The organism is Paenarthrobacter sp. NPDC089307 (assembly GCF_040685055.1).
In the GTDB taxonomy this organism is placed as follows: Bacteria; Actinomycetota; Actinomycetes; order Actinomycetales; family Micrococcaceae; genus Arthrobacter.
Genome location: NZ_JBFBHE010000003.1, coordinates 228,851 through 254,555, shown reverse-complemented (window position 1 = coordinate 254,555; position 25,705 = coordinate 228,851). Strand labels below are relative to the sequence as shown.

The window sequence follows — 25,705 nt, the reverse complement described above, 5'->3', positions numbered from 1 at the left end:
CGGGGGCGCGTGTTTCCCCAGGCCAATGCCCAAGCGGTTGTAGCCTGATCTCGGTTACTGAGTTCTACAGCAATCACAGGCTCCGTCCTCCCGGGAGATCCAATGGGTGTTTTACGGCGATCGATCGCGCTGTCCACAGGCTTGGTGGTGTTTGCCACCGGCCTGTTTTTTGTCCAGGCCCCTGCCACGGCCGTTCCGCTTCCCGGACCCGATAATCCGAACGTCCAATTCGTTGAGGGCACGCCGCATTCGGAGCATGTGTTCGAAACGCCGATTCCGGACGCCAAGCAACCCACCAAGGGCAAGGCCGGCGTCGAATCCTTGCTCCGTGACGGTGCGGCGGCAGTTGGTCCGGGCGGCAACATCAGCATCAAGCTGGTCACTGCGAAGCTGGCGGACAACACCAATCCGGTCTCCATGGCGGACGCCGAGAAGGCCGTGGTGTCCACCAGCAACTACTGGAAAGCCATGACGGCCAACAAACTGTCCATGACAGTGGCCAGTGAGGTTGCCGGGCACCAATCCAAAGCCCGGTCCACGGACAGCTACAGCACCATCATCTCCACCATCACAGGTGAGCTGAACTGGACCGCCAGCCCCTATACGGCGTTGGTGATTTTCATTCCGACGTCCACATTGTCGGGCAACGCCCTCGGCGCCGGCTACAGCAGCGGCAGCTACAGCGGTCGCGTGCTCCTGCCACAGATCAGCAACTTCACCAACAACGTGATGAGCCACGAGTTCGGGCACGTCATCGGCCTGATGCACGCTGACGCACTGCAGTGCGGGAGCGGGGTGTCCGACGTCGGGGTCAACAGCAATGGCCAATTCACGGATCCGTCCTGCTATATCCGCGAGTACGGCGACACAACGGACATCATGGGCGCTGCGCAGTATTCGTTGCCGGTGGTCAGTTCCACGTTCTGGGACTATGCGGGACTTGGCCGCGGTGATGAGATCCGGGATGTCGGCGTCGCGACAGGCTCCAAGAGTTACACGCTCAAGCCATGGGGCGGCACGGAAGCGCAGCGGGCCGTCAAATTTACCGATCCCGTCAGCAATGAGGTCTATTACCTGGAACTCCGGGAACCGGCCGGCTATGACAATTACCTGGGCACCGCCGGCAAGCCCGGAAACATGGGCGTCAAGATCGCCCAGCGCGGTGGAGCCACCATTGCTTCTTCCTTGATCCTCATGCCCTCCACCAAGCCGTTCTCCGACCCTTGGTACGCCAGCAACCACGCTTGGCAGGCCGGCAGCACTTTCACCACGTACACCGGCACGCAGGTCACCATGAACTCGGTGTCGTCGACATCGGCCACCATCACCATCACTGCCGATTCGCGCCTTACAGCCAAGATTCGTTTCTCCGCGGGTGATTTCGACGGCGACGGGCTCGCCGATGTCCTCTCCCGTGAGTCCGACGGCTCCCTGATGCTCTATGCGGGCCTGCCCGGCAACAGGCTTGATAACCCGCGCAGAATTGGCACTGGATGGAACATTTTCGATGCCATGACCGGCCTTGCGGATTTCGACGGTGACGGACGAAGCGACATCCTGGCGCGCACCAGCGACGGTGTCCTCTGGCTGTACCCGGGCGACGGAAACGGCGGCTTCCTCGCCAAGCGGCAAATCGGATCCGGCTGGCAGGGCTTCACGAACATCATCGGCGTGGGAGATTTCGACGGCGACGCCCGCCTCGACGTCATGGCGACCAAGCCGGATGGCACCCTTTGGCTATACCCCAGCGACGGCCAGGGCGGCTTCCGTGCATGGTCGCAGATCGGCTCGGGCTGGAACGGTTTCACCAGCATCACCTCTGATGGCTCCTTTGGTGGCGCCGGGGCCGGGCTGCTTGCTCGGACCAGCGACGGCACTCTCTACCTGTACCCCAGCAATGGATGGGGTGCCTTCGTGCCGCGCGTCGCACTCGGGAGCGGTTGGAACACGGTGGGCGACATCGTGAGCGGACAGGACTTTACGGGTGACACGAAGTCGGACGTCCTGACGGTGACGTCTGCCGGGTCCATGCGCCTCTATCCCGGCAACGGCTCGGGTTTTGCCGATCGCCTGGTTATCGGCGCCGGCTGGAACCAGTTCAGCGAGGTTTGGGAAGCAGGAGATTTCGACGGCGATGCTGTCGCGGACATCCTGGCCCGCGGTACTGACGGCGCGTTGTGGCTTTATCCGGGGAACGGTTCCGGCGGCTTCCTGCCGAGGGTCCAGATCGGCTCCGGCTGGTCAGTGTTCAATTCGGTACTCAGCGCCGGTGATTTCGACGGCGATGGCCACCCGGACCTGGTGGCGAGGTCCGCTGACGGGGTGCTGTGGTTGTACCCCGCTGATGGCCATGGGCAGTTCCTTCCCCGCAAGCAGATCGGCGTGGGCTGGCAGGGTTTCAATGAGCTGCTCGCACCGGGCGACTTCAACGGTGACGGCAAAGCTGATCTTGTGGCACGCGCCGCCAACGGTTCTTTGTGGCTCTACCCGGGGAACGGCGCGGGCGGTTTCCTTCCGTGGAAACAGATCGGCACCGGATGGGACGTCTTCGACTCCGTAGTTCAGGGCGGTGACTTCAACGGCGACGGCCGGGAGGACATCATGGCCCGGGGAACTGACGGGACCTTGTGGCTTTACCCCGGAAATGGCAGCGGGGGATTCCTGGCGCGTGTTGCCGTGGGGTCCGGTTGGAACAACCTCACTTCGTTCGCGGCTCTTGGCTCTGCTTTCACCGGAACGGGCAATCCGTCCGTGGTGGGTGTTGCCGGAAACGGTGCGCTCTTCCTGTACACGGGTACGGGCCAGGGAAGTTTCCAGTCCGTGGTGCTGGATCCCCGCTAGTCCGCGACGCTCCAGCACCAGGCTGGAGCGCCGCGAAGGCGAGGTGCTAGCGCAGGCCGAGTTCCGCCGTCGGGACCTTTGCTGATTCACGGGCCGTGGAGGCTGAGATGACCGCAATGAGGCAGACCACGGCGGTAAAGATCGAGACAGGAACCCATCCACCGGGCTTGGTGCCGCCGATGGCGGTGACGATGGTCGGGGCGAAGCCTGCTGCGAGGAAGCCGAGCTGCGTACCGATGGCGAGGCCGGAGAAGCGGACCTTGGTGCTGAACATCTCACCGTAGAACGACGGCCAAACCGCGTTGGCTGCAGCGTAGCCAAAGGAGAAATACACGATGGCGGCGGCGAACATCAGCGGCGTGGAACCGGATTCGAAGCTCAGGAAGAAGAACGGCGTCATGATGGCGCTGGCTACGGCTCCGTAGATGAACACGGGCTTCCGGCCGATCTTGTCCGCGAGCTTGCCGAACAACGGCTGGGTGCCGAGGGCCACCGCGTTGGCTACCACCACCAGCCATAGCGTGATGGTGCTGTTCACGTGGGCAACATCCTGGGCGTATTTGATGGCCAAGGTGCCGAAAACCGTGCTGACTGCAGCAATGAAGGCGCAGCAGATCACCCGGAGGACGTCCTGCCAGTGGTTCTTGAGCAGGTCGGCGATGGGGAGCTTGGCAATCTGGTTGTTCTTTTGTGCTTCGGCGAAGGCCGGCGGCTCGTGCAGGGTGCGCCGGATGAAGAAAGCCACGAGCACCACCACAGCGCTGAGCCAGAACGGAATGCGCCAGCCGATGCCGTACTTGATCTCGTCCGGCAGTGCCACCACGGGAATGAAGACGAGCGCCGCCAGGATCTGGCCGCCCTGCGTTCCCGTGAGGGTCCACGAGGTGAAGAAGGAACGGCGGTTGTCCGGAGCGTGCTCCAGCGTCATGGACGATGCGCCTGCTTGCTCACCGGCAGCTGACAAGCCCTGGCAAAGACGGGCGAGCACCAGAAGGATCGGTGCGCCCCAGCCGATGGTCTTGAAGTCCGGGAGGCAGCCGATCACGAAAGTGGAAGCGCCCATGAGGACCAAGGTGAACATGAGGACTTTTTGCCGGCCGATCCTGTCCCCGAAGTGGCCCAGGAATGCCGCGCCGATGGGGCGGGCGAGGTACGCAAAACCGAACGTCGCGAAGGACATGACGGCCGCGTTGGTGTCGGCGTCCGGGAAGAAGACGTGGGGGAAGATCAGGGCCGCGGCGGAGCCGAAGATGAAGAAGTCGTAATACTCCACGGCGCTGCCCAGGAAGCTGGCAAGCGCTGCTTTCTTGGGTGTCCCTGCGGTTTCGGAGATGCCTGGCGTCGCTGACGGCATTGTTTGGCTCATTGGGTGTTCCTTCTGTGACGACGATGTCGCGGATAGAGCTACAGCGGGAGACCCAAGCGAGGTGCGGCCGGTCAATCCCTCGGAAAGTAACCACATGGTGAGAGCTACTTGCGTAATACAGCAATGATGACTGTGAGTGCGGTCACTTGTCAAGAGCTATCACCACCATCTAGAAATAGCTCTCACTATGTGAGAGCATCGGGTTATGAGTGTGAAAGAGGACACAAAGACCGACATGGTCGGCAAGGCCCTTGGCCTGTTGGTATTGCTGGGAAACGAGCCCAAGGGCGCCAGTGCGGCTGATCTGGCGCGGAGTGCGGGGCTGCCGTTCAGCACCACCTACCGTCTGCTGGGCTCACTGACCCGCGACGGATTCGTTGACTATGAGCCTGACGGCCGCCGCTACCACCTCGGATTGCGCGTCTTCCAGCTGGGGCAGCGGGTATCCAACCACCACGGCTTTGCCGCCACCGCGTTGCCGGTCCTGCAGCGGGTCACTGACAGCACCCATGAGGCCACGATCCTGTCTGTCCGCGACGGCGACCACCACCTCACGGTCAACAAGGTGGATGGCCCCAAGACTTTCCGCGTCACCAGCGACCCCGGCCATCTCGGGGCGCTGCATACGACGTCGGTGGGAAAGGCCCTGGTTGCTTTCGAGGAGGATGCCGAGCGGAAGCGCCTCGTAGAGGATCTACCCCTGGATCCGCTGACCGAGCACTCCATTACCGACCGCGATGCCTTCCGCGCGGAAATCGAACAGGTCCGCCGGCAGGGGTACGCCGTGATGGATGAGGAAAACGAGATCGGCATGCGCGCCGTCGCTGTACCGGTCCTGAATTCCCAGGGCCACGCTTTCGCCTCACTTGCCACAGCCGTGCCGGTCTTCCGCCTCACCATGGAGGAACTCATCGCCCACGTGCCCACGCTGCAGGAAGCCGCGGCTGAACTCGCGGCCCGCTTGCCCCAGCGATGACCTCGTCGGCCGGCTCCGTTGTGAGGCCCGATGTGCATGCTAAACGCAAGGCAAAGGGTGCGGAGCAGGCCCCGCAACGCACGGCCCGTCCGTGATTGTTCGCGATAAGAACAAGCGTGCGGAATATGAACACTTGTAGTAACCTAACTAACACCCGGCAACGCGGAGTCCCAGAAACACCCCGCGCCTTGCCGAAGTCAAAGGAGCTTTAGGATGAGCAACCGAGCCGAGTCCGTTCTGGTGGGCCTCGTTGGCGAAGGCGTCATGCCCTCGCTCACGCCGCCCATGCATGAACGCGAAGCCGACGTGCAGGGCCTTCGCTTGCTGTACCGCCCCATCGACCTGCTGGAACTCGCCCTGCCGGCCACCGCCGTCGGGGACCTCCTCACCGCAGCCCGGCGCATGGGCTTCAACGGCCTGAACATCACACACCCATGCAAGCAGTTGGTGCTGGGGCACCTTGATGAAATTTCCGACGACGCCGCTCGCCTGGGTGCCGTAAATACGGTCCTGATCCAGGACGGCCGGTTCATCGGCCACAACACCGACTTCTCCGGCTTCGGCTCGGCATTGGGCGACGGACTTCCGAAGGCGAAGCTGGACCGAGTGGTCCAGTTGGGCGCCGGTGGTGCGGGTTCCGCCGTCGCATACGCGCAGTTGAAGGCGGGGGTCAAAACCCTGGACCTCGTGGATATGGATGCCGCGCGGGCCGCCGAGCGCGCCGCGGAACTCGGCGGACTCTTCCCCGAAGCCACCGTCACGCCGCGCACGCCTGCGGAACTCAGCGAAGTCATGCCCCTCGCCGACGGCCTGGTGCACTGCACCCCGATCGGCATGGCCGCCCACCCCGGGCTTCCGCTGGATATCGGGCTGGTCGAGCCGCGCCACTGGGTAGCGGACATCGTCTATCGCCCCATCGAGACGCAACTGGTTCGCGAGGCGCGCGCCAAGGGTTGCGACGTCCTCGACGGCGGTCGCATGGCAGTAGGCCAGGCGGCCGACGCTTTCAAGCTCTTCACCGGAAGGGACGCCGACCGCGACCGCATGCGGGCGCACTTCCTGGAGTTGATCGCCCTGGAGGACGCGGCAGCCGCACTCTCCGATGGCACCCTCGCAAAGGCGGCTCACTGATGCGCACCGGAATCGCAACCGTCTGCCTGTCCGGCACCCTGATGGAAAAGATGCAGGCCTGCGCGATCGCGGGCTTCGACGGCATCGAGATCTTCGAGCAGGACCTTGTCACTTCCTCGCTGAGCCCCGAGGACATCCGGAAAACAGCCGCCGATCTCGGCTTGGGCCTGGACCTCTACCAGCCTTTCCGCGATTTCGACGGCGTCAGTCCGGACCTGCTGAAGGCAAACCTCAAGCGCGCTGAGGCCAAGTTCAAGCTCATGTCACGCTTGGGCATGGACACCATCCTGGTCTGCTCCAACGTGGCCACGGCAACCATCGACGACGACGGTTTGCGGGCACAACAGCTGGCCGAACTTGCCGAGTTGGCAGGGGACCACGGCGTGAGGGTCGCGTACGAGGCCCTCGCCTGGGGCAAGTACGTCAACGACTACGAGCACGCCTACCGGCTGGTGGAGATGGTGGACCACCCCAACCTCGGCACCTGCCTGGACTCTTTCCACATCCTCTCCCGCGACTGGGACACCGCGCCGATCGAGGACATCAACGCGGACAAGATCTTCTTCGTCCAGGTTGCCGACGCCCCCAAGCTCTCCATGGACGTGCTCTCCTGGAGCCGCCACTACCGCGTTTTCCCCGGGGAGGGACAGTTCGAGCTGGCAAAGTTCATGGGCCACGTTGTCCGCGCCGGCTACACCGGGCCGGTGTCGCTTGAGGTGTTCAACGACGTCTTCCGGCAGTCGGATGTGGAGCGGACGGCCGTGGATGCCATGCGTTCGCTCATTTGGCTCGAGGAACAGAGCGCCAAATGGCTGGCGGGCAACACCGCAGGAACCGGGGGCAACCAAGCCGCCGGCCGCCGTCGTTATCCCATGGAACTGGCCACGCTGCCCAAGGTGAACGAGCCCGCAGGCTTCAACTTCGCCGAGGTCAAAGCCGACGACACCGTGCAGCTCGAGAAGCTCCTGGGCCAGCTCGGCTTCGAATTCGAAGGCCGCCACCGCACCAAGGACGTCCAGCTCTGGACCATGGGCCAGGCCCGCGTCATCATCAACGAACAAGCCGCCTCCCATACGGAACCGGCCATCGCCGCGTTAGGGTTCGACGTCGACTCTCCAGTGATTGCCTCCGCCCGCGCCCAGCAACTCAAGGCCCCTGTGGTCGCCCGAAAGGTCCAGGCGGACGAGGAAGTATTCCAGGGCATCTCCGCCCCTGACTCCACGGAGATTTTCCTGTGCCAGGGCAGCCCCGACGGAACCGCCGCCTGGACGCACGAGTTCGGGGAGGGGCTGGAACACCCACGCGCACAGCAAACTGCCGTGATTGACCACGTCAACCTGGCCCAGCCATGGCAGCACTTCGACGAAGCCGTCCTCTTCTACACCAGCGCCCTCGCCCTGGAACCCCAGCCATTCGCGGAGGTCCCGAGCCCCAGCGGCCTGGTGCGCTCGCAGGTCATGGAAACCAGCAACGGCGCAGTGAGGCTGGTGCTGAACCTGGCGCCGGTCCAGCAGGCACAAAATGCCCGCAAGACGTACCAGGAACACATCGCCTTCGCCGTGGATGACCTCGTCGAAACGGCCCGTGCGGCCAAAGAACGCGGCCTTGAGTTCCTGCAGATTCCGGCCAATCACTACGAGGACCTGGATGCGCGGTTCGATCTTGAACCCGGATTCCTGGCTACCCTCAAGGAGCTCAACCTCCTGTACGACCGGGACGCCAACGGCGAATTCCTCCACTTCTACACCGCCACAGTGGGCAGTGTGTTCTTCGAGATGGTGGAACGCCGGGGCAACTACGACGGCTACGGCGCGCCCAACGCACCAGTCCGCCACGCCGTTCAATACGACTCGCTTCACCGGGCATAGCCGCCCGAAACCTGACAGAGAAGCTGACAAAGGACCCACAGAAAGGAGCCGGCTGTGCCGCAAGACCACACCGCGCAAGCTCTCGAAACCGAGGAACTCGTGCCGCCAGCTGAACCGCACGCCGCGCACGATGCCAAGAAGGTTGAGACGCAGGCGGACCTCAGTGCAGAGATCAAAGCGATCGGCAACAAGTACGCCCAGGCGTTGAAGGACGGCAAGGCTCCTGAAACGATGCCCCGCCTGGACTACGCGCCATACCGGAGCTCCATCCTGCGCCACCCCACCAAGAGCCTCCACCACGCCGACCCGGAAACGATCGAGCTCTACTCGCCCGCCTTCGGTCATCAGGACGTGCACGCGCTGGAGTCTGACCTGACCATCCAGCACAACGGTGAGCCGCAGGGCGAACGCATCATCGTCGCGGGCCGCGTGCTGGACGGCGACGGCCGACCGGTGGCCGGGCAGCTCGTGGAAATCTGGCAGGCCAACGCCTCCGGCCGCTACATCCACAAGCGCGACCAGCACCCCGCGCCGCTCGACCCCAACTTCACCGGCGTCGGGCGTTGCATCACCGGCGCCGACGGCTCCTACTCCTTCACCACCATCAAGCCCGGCGCGTACCCGTGGAAAAACCACCTGAACGCGTGGCGGCCGGCCCACATCCACTTCTCCATGTTCGGCTCGGAGTTCACGCAGCGGATCGTCACCCAGATGTACTTCCCGGGGGACCAACTCTTCCCGCTGGATCCCATCTACCAGTCGATCGTGGACCAGGACGCGCGCGACCGCCTTGTGGCCCAGTACGACCACGAACTCACGAGCCCCGAATGGGCCCTCGGCTACAAGTGGGACATCATCCTGACCGGTTCCAAGCGGACCTGGACGGAAAACGAAGCATACGGCGACGCCGGGGACGAGGAGTAAGCACATGACCAAGCTGGCACCCACACCAGGCCAAACCGTAGGCCCCTTCTACGGCTACGCCCTCCCGTTCAACAAAGACAACGAGCTCCTTGCCCCGGGCAGCCCCGGCAGCATCCGCCTCCAAGGCACCGTTTACGACGGCGCAGGCAACACCATCCCGGACGCCATCCTCGAAATCTGGCAGCCGGACTCCGAAGGCAAGATCGTCCAGCGCACAGGATCCTTGGTCCGCGACGGCTACACCTTCACCGGCTGGGGCCGCAGCTCTGTTGGCAACTCCGGCGTCTACACCTTCACCACCGTCAACCCCGGCCCGCTCAAGCCGGGAGCCGCACCCTTTATCTCCGTGGCTGTCTTCGCCCGTGGCCTCATGAACCGCCTCTTCACCCGCGTGTACCTGCCGGACAACGAGGAAGCGCTGTCCAACGATCCGCTGTTGAGCTCCCTCGACCCCGAGCGACGCAAGACCCTGATCGCACGCCGGGATCCCGACGGCGGCCTCACCTGGGACATCCGGCTGCAGGGTGGCGAGGAGACCGTGTTCCTGGACTTCCAGCAGGACGGCTCGCTGGATCCGGCAACGCCATGACCGACGGCGACTTCGGCCTCCTCAGCCCCGTCACGGCGTCGTCCGTGGTGACCGCGCTGACAGGCGACCATGCCGTGATCGCGGCCATCCTCGACGTCGAAGCTGCTTGGGCCGTTGTCCTCGAGGATGCGGAACTGGTTCCGGCCGGATCCGCCGCTGTGGTGGCCGAAGCCGCCGACCCCGGCACCTACGACGTCGCCTCGATCGCCGAACGTGCCCAGGGCGGTGGAAACCCGGTGATTCCGCTGCTGGGAGACCTCCGTTCGCGAGTCCGCGAATTGGACGTTGAAGCTCTGGGTGCCGGGAAAGCCGTCCACACCTCGCTCACCAGCCAGGACGTCCTCGATTCCGCGCTCATGCTGCTGGCCAGCCGCACCGTTTCGGCGTTGCTGGTTGAGGTCGAAGGCACGACGACGGCGCTCGCCACCTTGGCGGAACAGCATGCGGACACGCTGTGCGTCGGCAGGAGCCTGACGCAGCATGCTCTTCCGTACACCTTTGGCCTGCGGGCTGCGCAATGGTTCCAGGGAGTGGCCGCGGCGGCGTCGAGGCTGGCTGCGCTGGAGTTGCCGGTGCAGTTCGGCGGCGCCAGCGGAACGTTGGCCTCGGGGTCCAAGCTGACTGCGGGCGCTGCTTCCACGCCGTTCACTTTGGCGGATTCGCTGGCCTCCAAGTTGGGCCTTGCGCCGGCAATTGCTCCGTGGCACACCAACCGCCTGGCGGTCACTTCCCTTGGTGATTCCCTGGCTTCCCTGCTGGATGCGTTCGGCAAGATCGCCGCCGACGTCGTGTTCCTGAGTCGTCCCGAGGTAGGAGAACTCGGCGAGCCGCTCGCTGCAGGACGCGGCGTTTCCTCGGCCATGCCGCAGAAGCAGAACCCAGTGCTCTCCGTGCTCATCCGCAGTGCAGCACTCCAGGCTCCGGCTCTGGCGTCCCAGCTCCACTCGGCCGCCGGTAACTTCAACGACGAACGGCCCGATGGCGCCTGGCACACCGAATGGCCGGCCCTGCGTCGGTTGCTGGCCCTCGCGCTCGGTGCCGCCCTCCAACTCAGGGAGCTCACCGAAGGCCTGCGGGTGCTCCCCGAGGCGATGCGCCGGAACCTCGGGATCTCGGGGCCGCTGCTCCTCAGCGAAGGTGTGTCGGCCGCCGTCGCCCCCCTCCTGCGTGGGGACGGGAAGCAAAAGCTGCAGGCCGTCGTCGACGAAACCCTCAAGGCACCCGCGGACCAGCAGGCGGACACATACCGCAAGCTTCTGCGCGAGGCCGTCCCGGCGGACAAGCTGTCCGAGGATGAGCTCGACGCCTTGCTGGATCCCGCGAGCTACCTCGGTGAAGCCGCGGAGATCAGCCGCCGCATCCTCGCCGCCTACCCGGAATTCACCTCTTCAAGGAAGGGAGCCCCCCGTGGCTAAGCCAACCGTCAAGGCCGTGTTGCTGTCCCCGCAGCGTGAATTGGGAGTCCGGCCGCTACTGGTGGTGGGCCCATCGTTGGGTACCTCCACCGTGCTGTGGACCGAGACTGCTGCCCTCCTTGGCGACGAGTACGACGTCATCGGCTGGGACCTCCCGGGCCACGGCATCTCGCCCGCCGCCACGGAAGGTTTCGATGTCGCGGAACTGGCTGACGCCGTCGTCGATCTTGTTGATTCTGTCGTCCCGGCAGGGAGTACAGCGGCCCGGTTCCACTACGCGGGGGTCTCCTTGGGCGGGGCCACGGGCCTGCAGCTCGGCATCAAGCACGGCGACCGGCTCCGGAGCCTGTCGGTGCAGTGCAGCGGCGCGAAGCTCGGCACCCCCGAAGGCTGGCTGGAGCGCGCGGAAACTGTCCGCAAACTCGGCACGCCGGTGATGATCCAGGGCTCGGCCGAGCGCTGGTTCGCCAAGGGATTCATGGACCGCCAGCCGGAGATCAGCAGCCGCCTCCTGCACGCCCTCCGCGACGCCGACCGCTTCAGCTACTCGTTCTGCTGTGAAGCCCTCGCCGCCTTTGACGTCCGCGAGCAGCTCGGCAGCATCACCGTCCCCACTCAGGCAATTGCCGGCGTCGAGGATACTGTTGCGCCGCCGTCGGTTGCCGGGGAGATCGTCTCGGGTGTCCGGGCGGGCGGCACCTTTGCCGTGGCGGAAGCGCTCGACGGCGTGGGGCACCTTGCGCCCGCGGAGGCGCCCGCCGTCGTGGCTGGTTTGATGCGGAACTTCATGAAGGAGAACGGACTGTGAGTACGGAACACAATGGCGCCGTGCAGCCCGAGGCCACTGCACAGGAAATTTACGACGCCGGCATGGTGGTCCGCCGTGAAGTGCTCGGTGACGCGCATGTGGACCGGGCGAACGCAAACAAGGATTCCTTTACCGAGGACTACCAGGACATGATCACCAGGATCGCCTGGGGTGGCATCTGGACGCGGCCCGGCCTGAGCCGGCAGATGCGTTCTGCGGTCACCCTCACGGCGCTGGTGGCGCAGGGCCACTGGGAGGAGCTCGCCATGCACGTCCGGGCAGCCCTCAACAACGGCCTGAGCAGGGACGAAATCAAGGAAATCCTGCTGCAGACCGCGATCTATTGCAGTGTTCCGTCGGCCAACTCGGCTTTCAAGACGGCCCAGAAGGTCTTCGCAGAAATCGACGCCAACCAACCCAACTAGGTCGCAGATCAGGTCGTTTTCAGCGCTCAAAACGACCTCAAGTGCGACCCAGTTGGGCAAGCAGAAAGAGAAACCCATGAATCAGGCATACGTGTACGACGCCGTGCGCACGCCCTTTGGCAAGTTCGGCTCCGGGCTTGCTGCTGTCCGCCCGGATGACCTTGCTGCCCACGTGGTCCGGGAATCCGTGAAGCGGGCGCCGGGGCTGGACGTTGAGCGAATCGACGAGGTTGTCTTCGGCAACGCGAACGGTGCCGGTGAGGAAAACCGCAACGTTGCCCGCATGGCCACACTGCTCGCTGGACTGCCCGTTTCCATCCCGGGAACCACTGTGAACCGTCTCTGCGGTTCGTCGTTGGACGCTGCGATCATCGCGTCGCGCCAGATCAACGCCGGAGACGCCGATCTCATGCTGGTGGGCGGCGCCGAGTCCATGTCCCGCGCGCCCTGGGTGCTGCCGAAGACGTCCAAGCCCTACCCGGCCGGGGACATGACCCTGGCTTCCACCACGCTCGGTTGGCGCCTGGTGAACCCGGCCATGAACAAGGACTGGACCATTTCCCTGGGCGAGGCCACCGAACGGCTGCGCGAGAAGTACGGGATCACCCGTGAGCGCCAGGATGCTTTTTCGGCCGACTCGCACAACCTGGCCGATGCCGCTTGGAACGAAGGCTTCTACGACAACCTGGTCACTGCGGTTCCGGGGACGGACCTGGTCCGTGACGAGGGCATCCGGGCCGGTTCTTCGGCGGAGAAGCTTGCCGGGTTGAAGACAGTATTCCGTCCTGAGGCTGACGGGCCCGACGGCGGTACTGTCACCGCCGGGAACGCCTCGCCTTTGTCTGATGGTGCTTCGGCTGCGTGGATCGGTTCCGAGGCTGCTTCTTCGATTCTCGGGCTGGAGCCGTTGGCCCGCATCGCCGGCAGGGGCGCGCACGGCAACGATCCCCAGTTCTTCGGGTTCGCCCCGGTGGAGGCCGCCCACAAGGCCCTCGCGAAGGCGGGCATCGGCTGGGACCAGGTTGGCGCCGTCGAACTTAATGAAGCGTTCGCCGCGCAATCGCTGGCGTGCATCGACGCGTGGGGGATCGACCCCGGAATCGTGAACCAGCACGGTGGTGCGATCGCGATGGGCCACCCGCTCGGTGCTTCCGGTACGCGCATCCTGGGCACTTTGGCCCGTTCCCTGCAGGCTTCCGGGCAGCGTTGGGGCGTCGCGGCGATCTGCATCGGCGTGGGGCAAGGCCTGGCTGTTGTTCTGGAAAACGTCTCTGCTGGTGTCTCGGAAGGAGCCTAAGGCCATGTTGAATTTCATTGACACTGTTGGCGAGGCCGTGGCCGGGATCAAAGACGGTTCCACGGTGATGATCGGCGGTTTCGGCAACGCCGGGCAGCCGTTCGAGCTCATCGACGCCCTGATGGATTGCGGCGCGAAGGACCTGACCGTAGTGAATAACAACGCCGGCCAAGGTGACCAGGGCCTCGCGCTGCTGATCAAGGAGGGCCGGGTGCGGAAAATGATCTGTTCCTTCCCACGGCAGTCCGATTCCTGGCACTTCGATGCCAAGTACCACGCCGGCGAGATCGAGCTGGAGCTCGTGCCGCAGGGCAACCTCGCCGAGCGCATCCGGGCGGCTGGTGCCGGTATCGGTGGCTTCTTTACGCCCACCGGTTACGGCACCACACTGGCCGAAGGCAAGGAAACCCGCTTCCTCGATGGGAAGTGGCAGGTGTTCGAAACGCCGATCCATGCCGACGTCGCCCTGATCAAAGCACTGAAGGCCGATGGCAAGGGCAACCTCGTGTACCGGAAAACCGCCCGGAACTTCGGACCCATCATGGCCGCCGCGGCCAAGCACACCATCGTGCAGGTTTCCGAGATCGTGCCCACCGGATCGCTCGATCCGGAGAACGTGGTGACGCCTGGGATTTACGTCAACAGCGTGGTCCGGGTTGACTCCGCTTCAGCGGCCGGCGCAGCGCTTGGTCAGAACGGAAAGGTGGCCTGAGCATGGGCACGCAGACAAGCATCCAAACCTCCGAAAAGCCCCTCGGGCGCGACGAACTCGCCCAGCTGGTGGCCCGGGACATCGCGCCCGGCTCCTTCGTGAACCTGGGCATCGGACAGCCCACGCTGGTGTCCAACTACCTCACCGAGGACCAGAACATCACCCTCCACACGGAGAACGGGATGCTCGGCATGGGACCCGCCGCAGAAGGCGACGAGATCGACGGTGACCTCATCAACGCGGGCAAGATCCCCGTCACCGAGCTCCCCGGGGCCTCCTACTTCCACCACGCGGACTCGTTCGCGATCATGCGCGGCGGGCACCTGGACATCTGCGTGCTAGGTGCCTTCCAGGTCTCTGCCACAGGTGATCTCGCCAACTGGCACACCGGGGCACCCGAGGCGATCCCCGCCGTCGGGGGTGCCATGGACCTGGCCACCGGCGCCAAGGACGTGTTCGTGATGATGACCCTGCTGACCCGCGAGGGTGCGTCGAAGCTGGTTGAGCAGTGCACCTACCCCCTGACCGGCGTCGGCTGCGTGACCCGTGTTTACACCGACAAGGCCGTGTTCCTCACTGGTCCCGAGGGCGTCACAGTCAGGGAAACCTTCGGGTGCACGTTCGAGGAAATCCAGGAGCTCGTTCCCTTGCCCCTGAAGCGCGCAGAGTAGGCCCGGCAGCGCACTTTAGGATTGGTAACCATGACCGACTCCGCAGTTACCCCGCAGGCCAGCGACCAGTACGTGCAGTCGTTGGCCCGGGGGCTGGCTGTGATCCGGGCGTTCGACGCGAACAACCCGGTCATGACCCTCAGCGAAGTGGCCGCCCGCACGGACCTGACAAGGGCCACCGCCCGGAGGTTCCTGCATACGCTGGTTGAGCTCGGCTATGTCCGCACCGACGGCAAGACCTTCGCGCTCACGGCCAAGGTGCTGCAGCTGGGGTACTCCTACCTGTCCGCACTCTCCCTGCCCCAGCTCGCCCAGCCGCACTTGGAGCAGCTCAGCCTGAAGCTGGGGGAGTCCACGTCAGCGGCTGTCCTCGACGGGCAGGACATCTTCTACGTGGCCCGTGTCGCCACCAAGCGCATCATGAACGTCGGGATCACGGTAGGCACCCGCTTCCCGGCCTATGCGACGTCGATGGGCCGGGTCCTGCTCGCAGGGTTGCCGCAGGCCAAGCTTGAGTCTTATCTCTCGACGGCGGAACTCAAGGCGCTCACGCCGCGAACCGTCGCCAGCGTTCCCGAGTTGAGGGCCGCCGTCGAGCGTGTCCGTGCGCAAGGTTGGTGCCTGCTGGACCAGGAACTGGAGATCGGCCTGATGTCCATCGCGGCCCCGGTATGGAACCACAACAACGGCGACAACGTGGCGGCTATCAACGTGTCCCTGCAGGCGCAGGCGGTAGCGGCGCAGCCGGAAGGCTACCTTGACTCAGTGCGGGAAGCTGTGATGGCAACAGCAAACGCGATCTCCCAGGACGTCTCCGCCAAGCACTGACGTGGACAGGTACTGATCCGGACAAGCAATGACCCGGACAGGGCGCGGAGCTATTTCCGGATCGCCGCCAGCCGGGTCTCGAGGATCCGGCGCACGAGCGAGTCCGGCACGGGATTGTCCACCGAAAACCTCAAAGTCCCCGGAGACCATGAGTATCCGCCAAGCTCCTCCGACATCTCGGGCAGGATCTGGCCGCTGAACGGATACAGGGCCAAGTGTTTCTTCGTTTCGAGCACGCTCACCAGGCCCTTGCCGTCGACCAGCAGGGCGGGCATGCCATAGCTGGTGCCTTCTTCTGCGTCCGGGGCAAGCTCACGGGCAATTTCAACGATTCGTTCCAGTGCTCCGCGGTTCGGCCCTGTGACGCTCTCCAAGTATTCGGTGACGGTTCCCATAGGGATATGGTGCGCCACCAGCCGGGAGTTTGTGTACAGGGCCGCCGCCGTTGAACGCGCCGGAATGCTACGCGCGCTGCGAGAGATTGAGGATGTTGCCCTCACTGTCCAGGAACCAAGCGGACTTTCCCCACTCGTTGCTCGCCACGCCGTTCTCCGTCTTCAGCCCCGGGAAATCGTAGTCCTCAAAGACCACGCCGCGGCCACGCAGCTCCTCCATCTCCCCTTCCAGGTTGTCGGTTTCCCAGCCCATCTGGGTGTTCTTGGCCGAACCGGCGTTCTCAGTCTGATAAATCAAAAAGCCGGTACCCTTGCCGCATCGGTAGAACAGGCTGTCATCCTCCATGGTGTCGGAAGGCTCAAGTCCCAGCTTGTCCCGATAGAAGTCCTTCGCCCGGTTGATGTCCTTCGCGGCGAGGACGGACATGATCTCCAGATCCTTTAGCATGATGGTTCCTTTTGTTCGCCAGCTTGAGGGCGACAGGGTTCTGACACCCTCAGGGCCATTATGGAACCGAACTGCGGCTGCGGAAATAGCTTCCGCAGCTCTTAGCGCTCCGGAATTACCGCGATGCCCTGGATTTCGATCAGGGCCTCTTTCTGCCACAGCCGTGTGACACCGATGCCCGCCATCGCGGGGTACTGCGAACCAGCCATTTCGCGCCAAATGCGCCCGATTTCGCGGCCGTTGGCCATGTAGTCGTCCACGTCGGTGAGGTAGATGGTCACATTCACCAGGTCTTCCGGTTCGCCGCCGGCCTCACGCAGCGTGGTGAGGACGTTGGTGAACGCCTGCCTGAACTGCTCCACGATTCCGCCGGGAACGATGTTCATGTTCTTGTCCAGGGCCGTCTGGCCGCCCAGGAAGACCGTGTTGCCGGCCAGGATTCCGTGCGCGTAGCCAGATGGTTTGGCCAGCGACTCCGGGTTGATTGTTGTGTGGCTCATGCTGTTCCTCCTCGGTTGTGGCAACTGCAAAAACTTTTGGGAAGCCTCTGTGCAGATCATTTCCGCCGTGCTACGTTGAGCATATGTGACGATCGTAAAAAAGTCGACACATCCAAAAACCTGAAGGGAAACGCAATGAAACTCGCCACCTTGCGAACGGCCAGCGGAGGTACGACGGCGGCAATCGCCACGGGCGACGCCACTTACCGCACGCTCCCGGCCAGTGATGTTGGCGCACTCCTGGGCCAACCCAACTGGATGGCCATCGTGGCAGAAGCCAACGGGGACGTCATCACCGACCCCGACTTCGCGCCCCTCCTGCCACAGGCCGGGAAGGTCATCTGCTGCGGCCTGAACTACGGCGACCACATCCAGGAAATGGGCAGGGAACTCCCGGAATACCCCACCTTGTTCGCCAAGTACGCAGATACCCTGCTCGGTGCCAACGATGCCGTGGAGGTCCACGGCAGCCAGCGCGTCGACTGGGAAGCCGAGCTGGCCGTCGTCGTGGGTTCCGAGCTGTACCGCGCCGACGAGGACCAGGCCCGCGAAGCGATCGCCGGGTACACGGTCGCCAACGACGTCTCCATGCGCGACTGGCAGAACCGGACCCTGCAGTGGTTCCAAGGCAAAGCCTGGGATCGCACCACTCCGGTTGGCCCGGTCATGGTCACAGCCGATGAGGCCGGAGATCACTTTGATGTCCGCGGCTACGTCAACGGCGAACTCGTCCAGGAGGGAAACACCAGCACGTTGGTGTTCGGCCCGGCGCAGTTGCTGGCCTACATCTCCCAGTTCACCGTCCTGCGTCCCGGCGACCTCGTGCTGACGGGAACGCCAGGGGGAGTTGGCATGGGCATGACGCCGCCGCGCTTCCTCAAGGAAGGGGACGTCCTCACCACCGAAATTGACGGGATCGGCCGCTTGGAGAACCGTTTCCGTATCCACACCCCAGTACACGCATCCGCCTGAACCCGCCCCTACAAAGGAGAGAGCAATGAGCCAGAGCACCACCGAATACGTCCTCGAAGGCGACAACTCCATCTACGCCCAGCCTGATGGCAAGGTTGTTCCCGTAGTTACCCGTGCGGGCGAGGAAGACACCAACACCATGCAGTCCGGAGACTGCGTCCGCGTCTCGGGCGTCAGCATCCAACACACCCCGGCAACCAAGATCTGGTTCGGCCAGGTGTCCAACACGCCAGGCTACCGCTCGCTCCCGCACCACCACGGGGAAGCTGAGACCGGAGGCTACGTGCTCCGCGGCCATGGCCGGATCTACTTCGGCGAGAACTACTCGGAGTTCCTGGACATGAAGGCCGGCGACTGGGTTTTCGTGCCCCCGTTCATGCCCCACGTGGAGGCCAACATGTCCGTCACCGAAGACCTCGTCTGGCTGACCGCCCGCACCCCTGAAAACCTCGTGGTCAACCTGGAAGACGTTCCGGATGAGACCCTGGCCGATTACCGCAGGGCGTAGGCCATGATCACTGGAACCCTGACCTCGGAGACCTTCCTGAAGGCCGTGGAACTCACGCCTGTAGAGGCTGAGGTCTTCGACGAAGCGTATGAAGCAACCACCCAGTACGTGCCGTGGCCAAAAGCCTATGGTGGAGACATGGTGGCACAGGCTGCGGCCGCGATGATGCGGTCCGTTGAAGCTGACAGGACGCTGCACTCGATGCACAGCTATTTCATGCGCCCTGTGGACATTGGTTCCAGTGTCCGTTACGAGGTGGAGCGCCTCCGCGATGGCCGCGGCTACTCCACCAGGACCGTCCGGGGATTCCAGAACGGCAAGCCCGTATATGCCGCAATGGGTTCATTTCAGGTGCCCGAGGACGGACCGGACTTCCAGCCCGCCGCGCCTGCCGCCGTCGAGCCCGAATCGCTGCGGACTGCAGCGGAAGCGCTGGACGGGAAGGAGGGAACCGCCGCCGAATACTGGGCAACGGGGCGTAGTTTCGACATGAGGCACATTCTCGGCCCGGTATATATCGAACTGGAGGGTGGCGCGGTTCCTCAGCAGGCGATCTGGGTCAAAGCCTTCGATGCCCTGCCCGACGACGCCGACCTGCACCGCACAGCCCTGGCCTACGTCTGCGATTACACAATCTTGGAGCCGCTGCTGCGCGTCAACGGCCTCCATTGGTCCAGCCCCGGACTCGCCACTGCCAGCCTCGACCATTCCATGTGGTTCCACCGCGACGGCCGGGCAGACAACTGGGTCCTTTACGCCCAGGAGGCCATCTCCGGCCAAAGCAACAGGGGCCTCGCCATGGGCCGGTTCTTCGACCAGCACGGAAGGCTCCTCGCGACAGTCGCCCAGGAAGGCATGATCCGCGGCGCCTAGCGCGCCCCACCAACCCCAACCCATCCCCAGCTTCAACCGACGCACCACTGAAAGGAACGGCCATGAGCATGTTGCCATCGGCCCACGTGGACACGTTCACCCGCGACCACCTGCCGCCCGCCGATACCTGGCCGGCGCTCGAATTCACCCTCCCCGAACTCCAGTATCCGGACCGGCTGAACGCTGCCGCTGTACTGATCGACGACGCTGTCGCCCAGTACGGTGCAGACCGGCCGGCCCTCCGCACGCCGACGGGCGAAGTCTGGAGCTACGGCGAGCTCCAGCAACGCTCGAACCAGGTTGCCCAAGTCCTGAGCGAAGACCTCGGCGTGGTCCCCGGCAACCGCGTCCTGCTGCGCGGCCCCAACAACCCGTGGATTGTCGCAGCGTGGCTCGGCGTGCTGAAGGCCGGCGCCGTGGTGGTCACCACCATGCCCATGCTCCGCTCCACCGAGGTGGCCACCCTGATCCAGCTCACCAAGCCTGTTGTGGCCATCTCCGACCACCGCTTCGTGGAGGAGCTCGTTGCAGCGGCCGGGGACGACGCCACCGCTCCCAAGGTCACGGTCCTCAGTTACGGATCCGACGACGGCGACGACCTCACCTCCCGCTGCGGGCGCAAGAGCGGGGAGTTCGTGGCTGTGGATACGTCCTCGGACGACGTTGCCTTGTTGGGTCCCACATCCGGAACCACTGGTGTGCCGAAGGTGACCATGCACTTCCACCGGGACATCCTGGCCAATGCGGACACCTTCGCCCGCTACATCCTTGAGCCCACGGCGGATGATGTGTTCGCCGGTTCACCCCCGCTGGCGTTCACCTTCGGCTTGGGCGGCTTGGTGGTCTTCCCGCTGAGGTTCGGGGCGTCGTCGCTCCTGACCGAGAAGGCGGGTCCCGTGGATCTGGCCGAGCATGCCGCCGCAGCCGGTGCCACCATCCTCTTCACCGCGCCCACGGCGTACCGGGCCATCCTGAAGGAGAAGCGCGGTGACCTCCTGAGGGGCCTGCGGATTGCAGTCTCTGCCGGTGAACACCTTTCCAAGGAGACCTGGGAAGCCGTCCGGGATGCGACGGGGCTGCGGCTGGTCAATGGAATCGGCGCCACGGAGATGCTGCACGTCTTCATCTCTGCCGCTGGTGATGACATCCGGCCCGGAACCACGGGGCGGGCCGTCCCCGGGTTCAGGGCAACCATCCTGGACAACGACGGCAACGAACTGGGCCCGGGCAACATTGGCCGGCTCGCCGTCATTGGTCCCACCGGATGCCGCTACCTGGACGACCCACGCCAGGCCAACTATGTGGTGCGTGGTTGGAACGTCACCGGTGACACGTTCGCCATGGACAGCGACGGATACTTCACCTACCAGGCACGCTCGGACAACATGATCGTCTCCTCCGGGTACAACATCGGCGGGCCCGAGGTTGAATCGGCCATTGACCAGCACCCGGACGTGGTGGAAAACGCGGTCATCGGAATCCCGGACGAAGAGCGCGGCAGCATCGTCTGCGCCTTCATAGTCCTGCGAGAGGGCGTCATTGGCGATGCCGCAAAACGCAAGGAAATCCAGGACTTCGTCAAACAGGCCATTGCCCCGTACAAGTACCCCCGCGACGTCCGCTTCGTCACCGAATTGCCACGCAACCCCAGCGGCAAACTCCAGCACTTCAAGCTCCGCGACCGGCTCCTCGTAGAGGACGCCGCCGGGAACGCGGACAAGAACATACAACTTACCCCTGCCGGCCAGAGCCAGGCCTGAAAAGGAGCAACACCATGAAAATCGCAATCGTCGGAGGCGGCCCGGGTGGCCTGTACTTCGCAGCACTGATGAAGCAGCTGGATCCGTCCCACGACATCACCCTCTGGGAACGCAACGCTGCCAGCGATACCTTTGGTTTCGGCGTCGTGTTTTCCGATGAGACGCTGGGCGGCATCGGCAACGCCGATCCCGTGGTGGCCGAGTACATGAGCCGCCGTTTTGCCCGCTGGTCCGATATCGACATCCATTTCCGGGGCGAAATGAAGACCGTCGGCGGCCAGGGTTTCGCTGCCATGAGCCGCAAGGAACTGCTGGAACTGCTGCAGCGCCGCTGCATCGAACTGAACGTTGACGTGCGGTTCAGCACCCTCGCTCCGCCGGTGGAGGAACTTGAAGCCAACTACGATCTCGTGCTCGCGGCAGATGGCGTCAACTCCCAGATCCGCGCCAAGTACGCAGAGTCGTTCAAACCGAACCTGGATCCGCGCACCAACAAGTTCATGTGGCTTGGCACTGACCAGGTCTTTGAAGCCTTCAAGTTCTTCGTCAAGGAGACCGAATGGGGCGTCATGCAGATCCACGGCTACCCCTACTCGGATGAGGGGTCCACGTTCATTGTGGAAATGCACCAGGACGTCTGGCACGCGGCAGGCTTCGACGAGACCGCCGACCAGGTCTTCCCTCCCGGCGTCTCCGACGAGAAGGCGATCGCCAAAATCCGTGAAATCTTTGCCGAAGAACTGAACGGCTACGAGGTCCTGTCCAACAACTCCAAGTGGATCAACTTCACCACGGTCCGCAATGAAAGCTGGCGCCACAACAACGTGGTGCTGCTGGGCGACGCGGCCCACACGGCACACTTCTCCATCGGCTCCGGCACCAAGCTGGCCATGGAGGACTCGCTGGCCCTGGCCGCCTGCCTGCACGAGCACCCCACGGTGGAGGAAGCGCTGGAAGCCTACGAAGCAGAGCGCCGGCCCGTGGTCGCTTCCACGCAGCGCGCAGCCCAGGCTTCGCTGGAATGGTTTGAGCGTATCGGCCAGTACAAGGACCAGGACCCCACTCAGTTCGCGTTCAACCTGCTCACCCGCAGCCGCCGCATCACGCAGGAAAACCTGCGCCTGCGCGATCCGGAGTTCGCCGACGCCGTGGACCGGAACTTCGCCGAATCCCAGGGCCTGGCCCACGTGGCGCCGGCCATGTTCCAGCCCTTAAGCATCGGCGAACTGGAGCTGAAGAACCGCATTGTGGTCTCACCCATGGACATGTACTCCGCTGTTGACGGCATCCCGGGCGACTTCCACAAGGTCCATCTTGGTTCCAAGGCCCTTGGCGGTGCCGGCCTGGTGATGACCGAAATGGTGTGCGTTTCCGAAACCGGCCGCATCACGCCGGGCTGCAGCGGCCTTTACACGGATGCGCAGCGGGACAGCTGGAAGGAGATCGTGGACTTCGTGCACGGCCGTTCCACCGCGAAGATCGGTGCGCAGCTGGGCCATTCCGGCCGCAAGGGCTCTACAAAGCTCATGTGGGAGGGCATCGACCAGCCCCTCGACTCCGGTAACTGGACCGCCGTCGGGCCTTCCGCACTGCCGTACAGCCCCGAGAACCAGACGCCCGTGGAACTTGACCGCGCGGGTATGGACGCCGTCAAAGCGGAGTTCGTCGCTGCCACGAAGCGGGCCGACGAGGCAGGCTTCGACCTCCTGGAAATCCACGCCGCCCACGGCTACCTGCTGTCCTCCTTCCTTTCGCCGGTCTCCAACCAGCGGACCGACGAATACGGTGGCAGCTTGGAGAACCGGCTGCGGTTCCCGCTGGAAGTGTTCGACGCTGTTCGGGCGGCTTGGCCTGCCGGCAAGCCTTTGACGGTGCGCATCTCCGCTACCGACTGGATCGAGGGCGGCAACACCTCCGATGATTCCGTCGCGATCGCGAAGGCCTTCGTAGAGCATGGCGCTGCAGGGCTGGATGTTTCCACCGGCCAGGTGGCCAAGGAAGAGAAGCCCGCGTTCGGCCGCAGCTATCAGACTCCGTTCGCGGACCGCATCCGTCAGGAAGTCGCCGCCCCGGCAGGCGTGGCGGTGATCGCAGTTGGTGCCATTTCCAGCTACGACGACGTGAACTCGATCCTCCTGGCCGGCCGTGCCGACCTGATCGCTTTGGGCCGGACGCACCTCTACGATCCCCAGTGGACCTTGCACGCCGCCGCGGAGCAGGAATACCAGGGCCCCGGAGCGCAGTGGATCCCGCAGTTCCGCGCCGGTCGACGCAAGCCGCCGAGCTCGCGCACCGACGCAGTACGGCCCCGCCTGTCCTTGCTGAAGGAGGCGGACATCGAGGAGGTCAACACCCACCTTCGCTGGACCCCCGCGTCCGCCGCTGCATCGGTCTTGGTGAAGTAGCCATGGCCGCCGCACCGGTCAACGACTGGAACGTGCCCAAGAAGACCACCGGCCTGGTGTTGTTCTGCTGCTGGCTTGCCATCCTTGCCGAAGGCTACGACGTTGGCGTCCTCGGAGCCGTCCTGCCGGCCTTGGCGGAGTACAAGGAATGGAACCTGTCGCCCCTTGCCCTAGGCGGCCTGGGCTCGTATGCCTTGATCGGCATGCTTATTGGTGCCCTCTTCATCGGCACGCTCAGTGACCTCGTGGGGCGCAAGAGGATGCTCCTTGCCTCCATGCTGATTTTCACGGTCACGCAGGCCGGTGCGGCATGGGCTCCCACTCCCGAACTTTTCGGGCTGTTCAGGCTCATTGGCGGCCTGGGCATGGGCGGCGTCATTCCCGTGGCGGCTGCACTGACCATCGAATACTCGGCTCCGAACAAGCGTTCCTACAACTACGGGCTCATGTACTCCGGCTACTCCTTGGGGATCGTGGCTGCCGCATTGGCCGCACTGTTCGTGCTGCCCCTGGGTGGCTGGCGTGCCGTGATTGCCATTGGTGCCGCACCGATTGTCCTGCTGCCCATCATCTGGAAATTCCTGCCCGAATCCCTGGAATACCTGGAGTCCAAGGGCCGCCGTTCCGACGCCAAGGCTTTGGCTGCCAAATTGCGGATCGCCGACTACCGGCCAGTGGTTCCGGCGGCTCCCATAGCCCATGGTGGTCCGGCTGATCCATGGTGGAAGACCATCACCACCATGTTCTCGAGGAAATACCTGCGTTCCACCGTGTTCTTCTGGATCTCGTTGTTCTGCGGCCTGGTGCTGGTTTATGGATTGAACACCTGGCTGCCGAGCATCATGAAGAAGGCCGGGTACGATCTCGGATCCTCCTTGACGTTCCTCCTGGTCTTCAGCCTGGCCTCGGCCATTGGTGGCCTGCTCCTGGGCCGCGCTGCGGACAAGTACGGCAAGAAGCTCATCCTGGTGGTGTTCTACATCCTGGGCGGCCTGGGGATCATGCTCCTGGTCTTCCCTAACACCATGGTGGTCAACCTGCTGTTCGTGGCCTTCGCCGGAGTAGGTTCCATCTCCACTTCGCTGGTCCTCACGGGCTACATCGCCGACTACTACCCGGCCAAGGTCCGCGGTACGGCAACGGGTTGGGCCCTTAGCTTCGCCCGGCTGGGTGCTATTTCCGGGCCACTGATCGGTGGCTGGATCGCAGGCTCAAAGCTACCCTTTGAGGCCAACTTTGCGATCTTCGCCGGTATCGCAGTGCTGGCGGCTGCCGCCGTCGCGATGATTCCCAAGCCGCGCCCCGAGGTGCCGGTGACCGCCGTCGACGTCCATCCTGACGACGCCGCCGTCAGCGCCCGCTAGGACGCCTCCCGCCTGCCCGCGAGATGGCAATTAATACAAATGTGGAGCTCCAGGATTGTTATTAATTGCCATCTCGGCGAGAGGTTTTACGTGGTCAGCGCAGGCCCTTCAGGATGTTCTTGGGACGCTGCATCTCTCCGTGCTTGGCTCCGAGAATGATGACCCAGGCAGCGAACGCGGGGATGGCCCACTGCAGGGCCTTCAACTGGGTTTGGGCGCTCTTCAACTCATCGGAAGCGCCGGCGCGTGGCTCGGTGGCTCCTTCGGCGCCCTCTTCGGAGAGTTCGTCCACCTTCTTGCCTACGACGCCCGCGTACAGGGTGACCGCGGCTCCGGCCAGCGTCACCACCGTCTTGTAAACGGTGTTGGCGGCCACGTTGTCCTGCTTGGCGATGCGGCCCTTGTTCTCCCAGGCGATGGCGAGGTCGGAGGCGAGGTGGCCTGCGAACGCTGCGGTCTGGATCGGAGCCCACTTGCCCCAGCCCTTGCTGGAAAGGCGGGTACGCTCGGTGGGGTCCTTGGCCTCTGCTGCGGCACCGTTGAGCCCGATGGCCCCCATGAGGGAGCCCCCGAACCATGCCGCCGCCGTGAGGTCGTGAATGGAACGGGCTACAAGATTTCCTGCCATG

Annotated in this window: 24 protein-coding genes; 19 read left to right on the top strand and 5 right to left on the bottom strand. The window is 64.2% G+C overall.

The features are described from left to right. Positions 1-102 precede the first annotated feature (102 nt). Positions 103-2,841, top strand: a complete 2,739-nt coding sequence (locus AB0N72_RS08735) for a VCBS repeat-containing protein (protein WP_363932155.1) — start codon at positions 103-105, stop codon at positions 2,839-2,841. 46 nt (positions 2,842-2,887) lie between these two features. Here AB0N72_RS08735 and AB0N72_RS08730 read toward each other — a convergent pair whose 3' ends face one another. Continuing rightward, positions 2,888-4,207 carry an MFS transporter gene (locus AB0N72_RS08730; protein ID WP_363932154.1) on the bottom strand — a complete coding sequence of 440 codons (1,320 nt, stop codon included), beginning with the start codon at positions 4,205-4,207 and terminating at the stop codon, positions 2,888-2,890. 205 nt (positions 4,208-4,412) lie between these two features. Here AB0N72_RS08730 and AB0N72_RS08725 point away from each other — a divergent pair, with 205 nt between their 5' ends. From AB0N72_RS08725 to AB0N72_RS08670, 12 genes are all read left to right on the top strand, one after another. Further along, on the top strand, positions 4,413-5,183 hold the full coding sequence (locus AB0N72_RS08725) for an IclR family transcriptional regulator (protein ID WP_363932153.1): 771 nt from the start codon (positions 4,413-4,415) through the stop codon (positions 5,181-5,183). Positions 5,184-5,396: 213 nt separating this feature from the next. After that, positions 5,397-6,314, top strand: coding sequence for a shikimate dehydrogenase (locus AB0N72_RS08720; RefSeq protein WP_363932152.1), 918 nt, complete (start codon positions 5,397-5,399; stop codon positions 6,312-6,314). Then, positions 6,314-8,182, top strand: coding sequence for a TIM barrel protein (locus AB0N72_RS08715; protein WP_363932151.1), 1,869 nt, complete (start codon positions 6,314-6,316; stop codon positions 8,180-8,182). Before AB0N72_RS08720 ends, AB0N72_RS08715 begins: the two co-directional genes overlap by 1 nt. 54 nt (positions 8,183-8,236) lie before the next feature. Next, positions 8,237-9,106 carry a protocatechuate 3,4-dioxygenase subunit beta gene (gene pcaH, locus AB0N72_RS08710; protein ID WP_363932150.1) on the top strand — a complete coding sequence of 290 codons (870 nt, stop codon included), beginning with the start codon at positions 8,237-8,239 and terminating at the stop codon, positions 9,104-9,106. A gap of 4 nt (positions 9,107-9,110) precedes the next feature. Beyond that, complete coding sequence (gene pcaG, locus AB0N72_RS08705) at positions 9,111-9,695, top strand: protocatechuate 3,4-dioxygenase subunit alpha (protein WP_363932149.1); 585 nt, start codon at positions 9,111-9,113, stop codon at positions 9,693-9,695. Then, the gene (locus AB0N72_RS08700) at positions 9,692-11,110 is read left to right on the top strand and encodes a lyase family protein (protein WP_363932148.1); all 1,419 of its coding nucleotides are present in this window, start codon (positions 9,692-9,694) and stop codon (positions 11,108-11,110) included. Before pcaG ends, AB0N72_RS08700 begins: the two co-directional genes overlap by 4 nt. Then, positions 11,103-11,918, top strand: coding sequence for an alpha/beta fold hydrolase (locus tag AB0N72_RS08695; protein ID WP_363932147.1), 816 nt, complete (start codon positions 11,103-11,105; stop codon positions 11,916-11,918). Before AB0N72_RS08700 ends, AB0N72_RS08695 begins: the two co-directional genes overlap by 8 nt. Then, positions 11,915-12,343 (top strand): 4-carboxymuconolactone decarboxylase, encoded by a 429-nt coding sequence (gene pcaC, locus AB0N72_RS08690; protein ID WP_363932146.1) that lies wholly within the window; start codon positions 11,915-11,917, stop codon positions 12,341-12,343. Before AB0N72_RS08695 ends, pcaC begins: the two co-directional genes overlap by 4 nt. 76 nt (positions 12,344-12,419) lie before the next feature. Next, a complete protein-coding gene (locus tag AB0N72_RS08685; protein WP_363932144.1) occupies positions 12,420-13,640 on the top strand; it encodes a thiolase family protein in 1,221 nt (406 codons plus the stop codon). A 4-nt stretch (positions 13,641-13,644) separates the two neighbouring features. Next, positions 13,645-14,352, top strand: a complete 708-nt coding sequence (locus AB0N72_RS08680; protein ID WP_363932143.1) for a 3-oxoacid CoA-transferase subunit A — start codon at positions 13,645-13,647, stop codon at positions 14,350-14,352. Positions 14,353-14,354: 2 nt separating this feature from the next. Beyond that, on the top strand, positions 14,355-15,023 hold the full coding sequence (locus AB0N72_RS08675; protein WP_363932142.1) for a 3-oxoacid CoA-transferase subunit B: 669 nt from the start codon (positions 14,355-14,357) through the stop codon (positions 15,021-15,023). Between the two features lie 30 nt (positions 15,024-15,053). After that, entirely contained in the window at positions 15,054-15,851 is a 798-nt protein-coding gene (locus tag AB0N72_RS08670) for an IclR family transcriptional regulator C-terminal domain-containing protein (protein ID WP_363932141.1), read from the top strand. A gap of 50 nt (positions 15,852-15,901) precedes the next feature. Here AB0N72_RS08670 and AB0N72_RS08665 read toward each other — a convergent pair whose 3' ends face one another. From AB0N72_RS08665 to AB0N72_RS08655, 3 genes are all read right to left on the bottom strand, one after another. Continuing rightward, a complete protein-coding gene (locus AB0N72_RS08665) occupies positions 15,902-16,246 on the bottom strand; it encodes a DUF1801 domain-containing protein (RefSeq protein WP_363932140.1) in 345 nt (114 codons plus the stop codon). A 67-nt stretch (positions 16,247-16,313) separates the two neighbouring features. After that, complete coding sequence (locus tag AB0N72_RS08660) at positions 16,314-16,694, bottom strand: VOC family protein (RefSeq protein ID WP_363932139.1); 381 nt, start codon at positions 16,692-16,694, stop codon at positions 16,314-16,316. A 101-nt stretch (positions 16,695-16,795) separates the two neighbouring features. Next, the gene (locus tag AB0N72_RS08655) at positions 16,796-17,194 is read right to left on the bottom strand and encodes a RidA family protein (protein ID WP_363932138.1); all 399 of its coding nucleotides are present in this window, start codon (positions 17,192-17,194) and stop codon (positions 16,796-16,798) included. Between the two features lie 135 nt (positions 17,195-17,329). Between AB0N72_RS08655 and AB0N72_RS08650 the strand changes: the two genes are divergently transcribed. The 6 genes from AB0N72_RS08650 (at position 17,330) to AB0N72_RS08625 (ending at position 25,076) form a co-directional block, all read left to right on the top strand. Continuing rightward, a complete protein-coding gene (locus AB0N72_RS08650; protein WP_363932137.1) occupies positions 17,330-18,166 on the top strand; it encodes a fumarylacetoacetate hydrolase family protein in 837 nt (278 codons plus the stop codon). Positions 18,167-18,191: 25 nt separating this feature from the next. Then, a complete protein-coding gene (locus AB0N72_RS08645) occupies positions 18,192-18,674 on the top strand; it encodes a cupin domain-containing protein (RefSeq protein WP_363932136.1) in 483 nt (160 codons plus the stop codon). Positions 18,675-18,677: 3 nt separating this feature from the next. Continuing rightward, on the top strand, positions 18,678-19,547 hold the full coding sequence (locus tag AB0N72_RS08640) for an acyl-CoA thioesterase domain-containing protein (RefSeq protein ID WP_363932135.1): 870 nt from the start codon (positions 18,678-18,680) through the stop codon (positions 19,545-19,547). A 62-nt stretch (positions 19,548-19,609) separates the two neighbouring features. Further along, a complete protein-coding gene (locus tag AB0N72_RS08635; RefSeq protein ID WP_363932134.1) occupies positions 19,610-21,307 on the top strand; it encodes an AMP-binding protein in 1,698 nt (565 codons plus the stop codon). A 14-nt stretch (positions 21,308-21,321) separates the two neighbouring features. Then, positions 21,322-23,712, top strand: coding sequence for a bifunctional salicylyl-CoA 5-hydroxylase/oxidoreductase (locus AB0N72_RS08630; protein WP_363932133.1), 2,391 nt, complete (start codon positions 21,322-21,324; stop codon positions 23,710-23,712). Positions 23,713-23,714: 2 nt separating this feature from the next. Further along, positions 23,715-25,076: an aromatic acid/H+ symport family MFS transporter gene (locus tag AB0N72_RS08625; RefSeq protein WP_363932132.1), complete on the top strand. Its 1,362-nt coding sequence runs from the start codon at positions 23,715-23,717 to the stop codon at positions 25,074-25,076. A gap of 94 nt (positions 25,077-25,170) precedes the next feature. Here the strand turns inward: AB0N72_RS08625 and AB0N72_RS08620 are convergent, their stop codons facing one another. Next, positions 25,171-25,704 (bottom strand): hypothetical protein, encoded by a 534-nt coding sequence (locus AB0N72_RS08620; RefSeq protein ID WP_363932131.1) that lies wholly within the window; start codon positions 25,702-25,704, stop codon positions 25,171-25,173. Between the last annotated feature and the right edge of the window lies 1 nt (position 25,705).

Bases quoted from the DNA above. Each gene is read 5' to 3' on its own strand.
- AB0N72_RS08660 (WP_363932139.1), bottom strand. From the start codon at position 16,694: ATGCTAAAGGATCTGGAGATCATGTCCGTCCTCGCCGCGAAGGACATC.
- AB0N72_RS08640 (WP_363932135.1), top strand. From the start codon at position 18,678: ATGATCACTGGAACCCTGACCTCGGAGACCTTCCTGAAGGCCGTGGAA.
- AB0N72_RS08650 (WP_363932137.1), top strand. From the start codon at position 17,330: ATGAAACTCGCCACCTTGCGAACGGCCAGCGGAGGTACGACGGCGGCA.
- AB0N72_RS08720 (WP_363932152.1), top strand. From the start codon at position 5,397: ATGAGCAACCGAGCCGAGTCCGTTCTGGTGGGCCTCGTTGGCGAAGGC.
- AB0N72_RS08680 (WP_363932143.1), top strand. From the start codon at position 13,645: ATGTTGAATTTCATTGACACTGTTGGCGAGGCCGTGGCCGGGATCAAA.
- AB0N72_RS08685 (WP_363932144.1), top strand. From the start codon at position 12,420: ATGAATCAGGCATACGTGTACGACGCCGTGCGCACGCCCTTTGGCAAG.
- AB0N72_RS08725 (WP_363932153.1), top strand. From the start codon at position 4,413: ATGAGTGTGAAAGAGGACACAAAGACCGACATGGTCGGCAAGGCCCTT.
- AB0N72_RS08620 (WP_363932131.1), bottom strand. From the start codon at position 25,704: ATGGCAGGAAATCTTGTAGCCCGTTCCATTCACGACCTCACGGCGGCG.
- AB0N72_RS08735 (WP_363932155.1), top strand. From the start codon at position 103: ATGGGTGTTTTACGGCGATCGATCGCGCTGTCCACAGGCTTGGTGGTG.
- AB0N72_RS08625 (WP_363932132.1), top strand. From the start codon at position 23,715: ATGGCCGCCGCACCGGTCAACGACTGGAACGTGCCCAAGAAGACCACC.
- AB0N72_RS08700 (WP_363932148.1), top strand. From the start codon at position 9,692: ATGACCGACGGCGACTTCGGCCTCCTCAGCCCCGTCACGGCGTCGTCC.
- AB0N72_RS08675 (WP_363932142.1), top strand. From the start codon at position 14,355: ATGGGCACGCAGACAAGCATCCAAACCTCCGAAAAGCCCCTCGGGCGC.
- AB0N72_RS08655 (WP_363932138.1), bottom strand. From the start codon at position 17,194: ATGAGCCACACAACAATCAACCCGGAGTCGCTGGCCAAACCATCTGGC.
- AB0N72_RS08665 (WP_363932140.1), bottom strand. From the start codon at position 16,246: ATGGGAACCGTCACCGAATACTTGGAGAGCGTCACAGGGCCGAACCGC.
- AB0N72_RS08645 (WP_363932136.1), top strand. From the start codon at position 18,192: ATGAGCCAGAGCACCACCGAATACGTCCTCGAAGGCGACAACTCCATC.
- AB0N72_RS08715 (WP_363932151.1), top strand. From the start codon at position 6,314: ATGCGCACCGGAATCGCAACCGTCTGCCTGTCCGGCACCCTGATGGAA.
- pcaG (WP_363932149.1), top strand. From the start codon at position 9,111: ATGACCAAGCTGGCACCCACACCAGGCCAAACCGTAGGCCCCTTCTAC.
- AB0N72_RS08670 (WP_363932141.1), top strand. From the start codon at position 15,054: ATGACCGACTCCGCAGTTACCCCGCAGGCCAGCGACCAGTACGTGCAG.
- AB0N72_RS08630 (WP_363932133.1), top strand. From the start codon at position 21,322: ATGAAAATCGCAATCGTCGGAGGCGGCCCGGGTGGCCTGTACTTCGCA.
- AB0N72_RS08730 (WP_363932154.1), bottom strand. From the start codon at position 4,207: ATGAGCCAAACAATGCCGTCAGCGACGCCAGGCATCTCCGAAACCGCA.
- AB0N72_RS08635 (WP_363932134.1), top strand. From the start codon at position 19,610: ATGAGCATGTTGCCATCGGCCCACGTGGACACGTTCACCCGCGACCAC.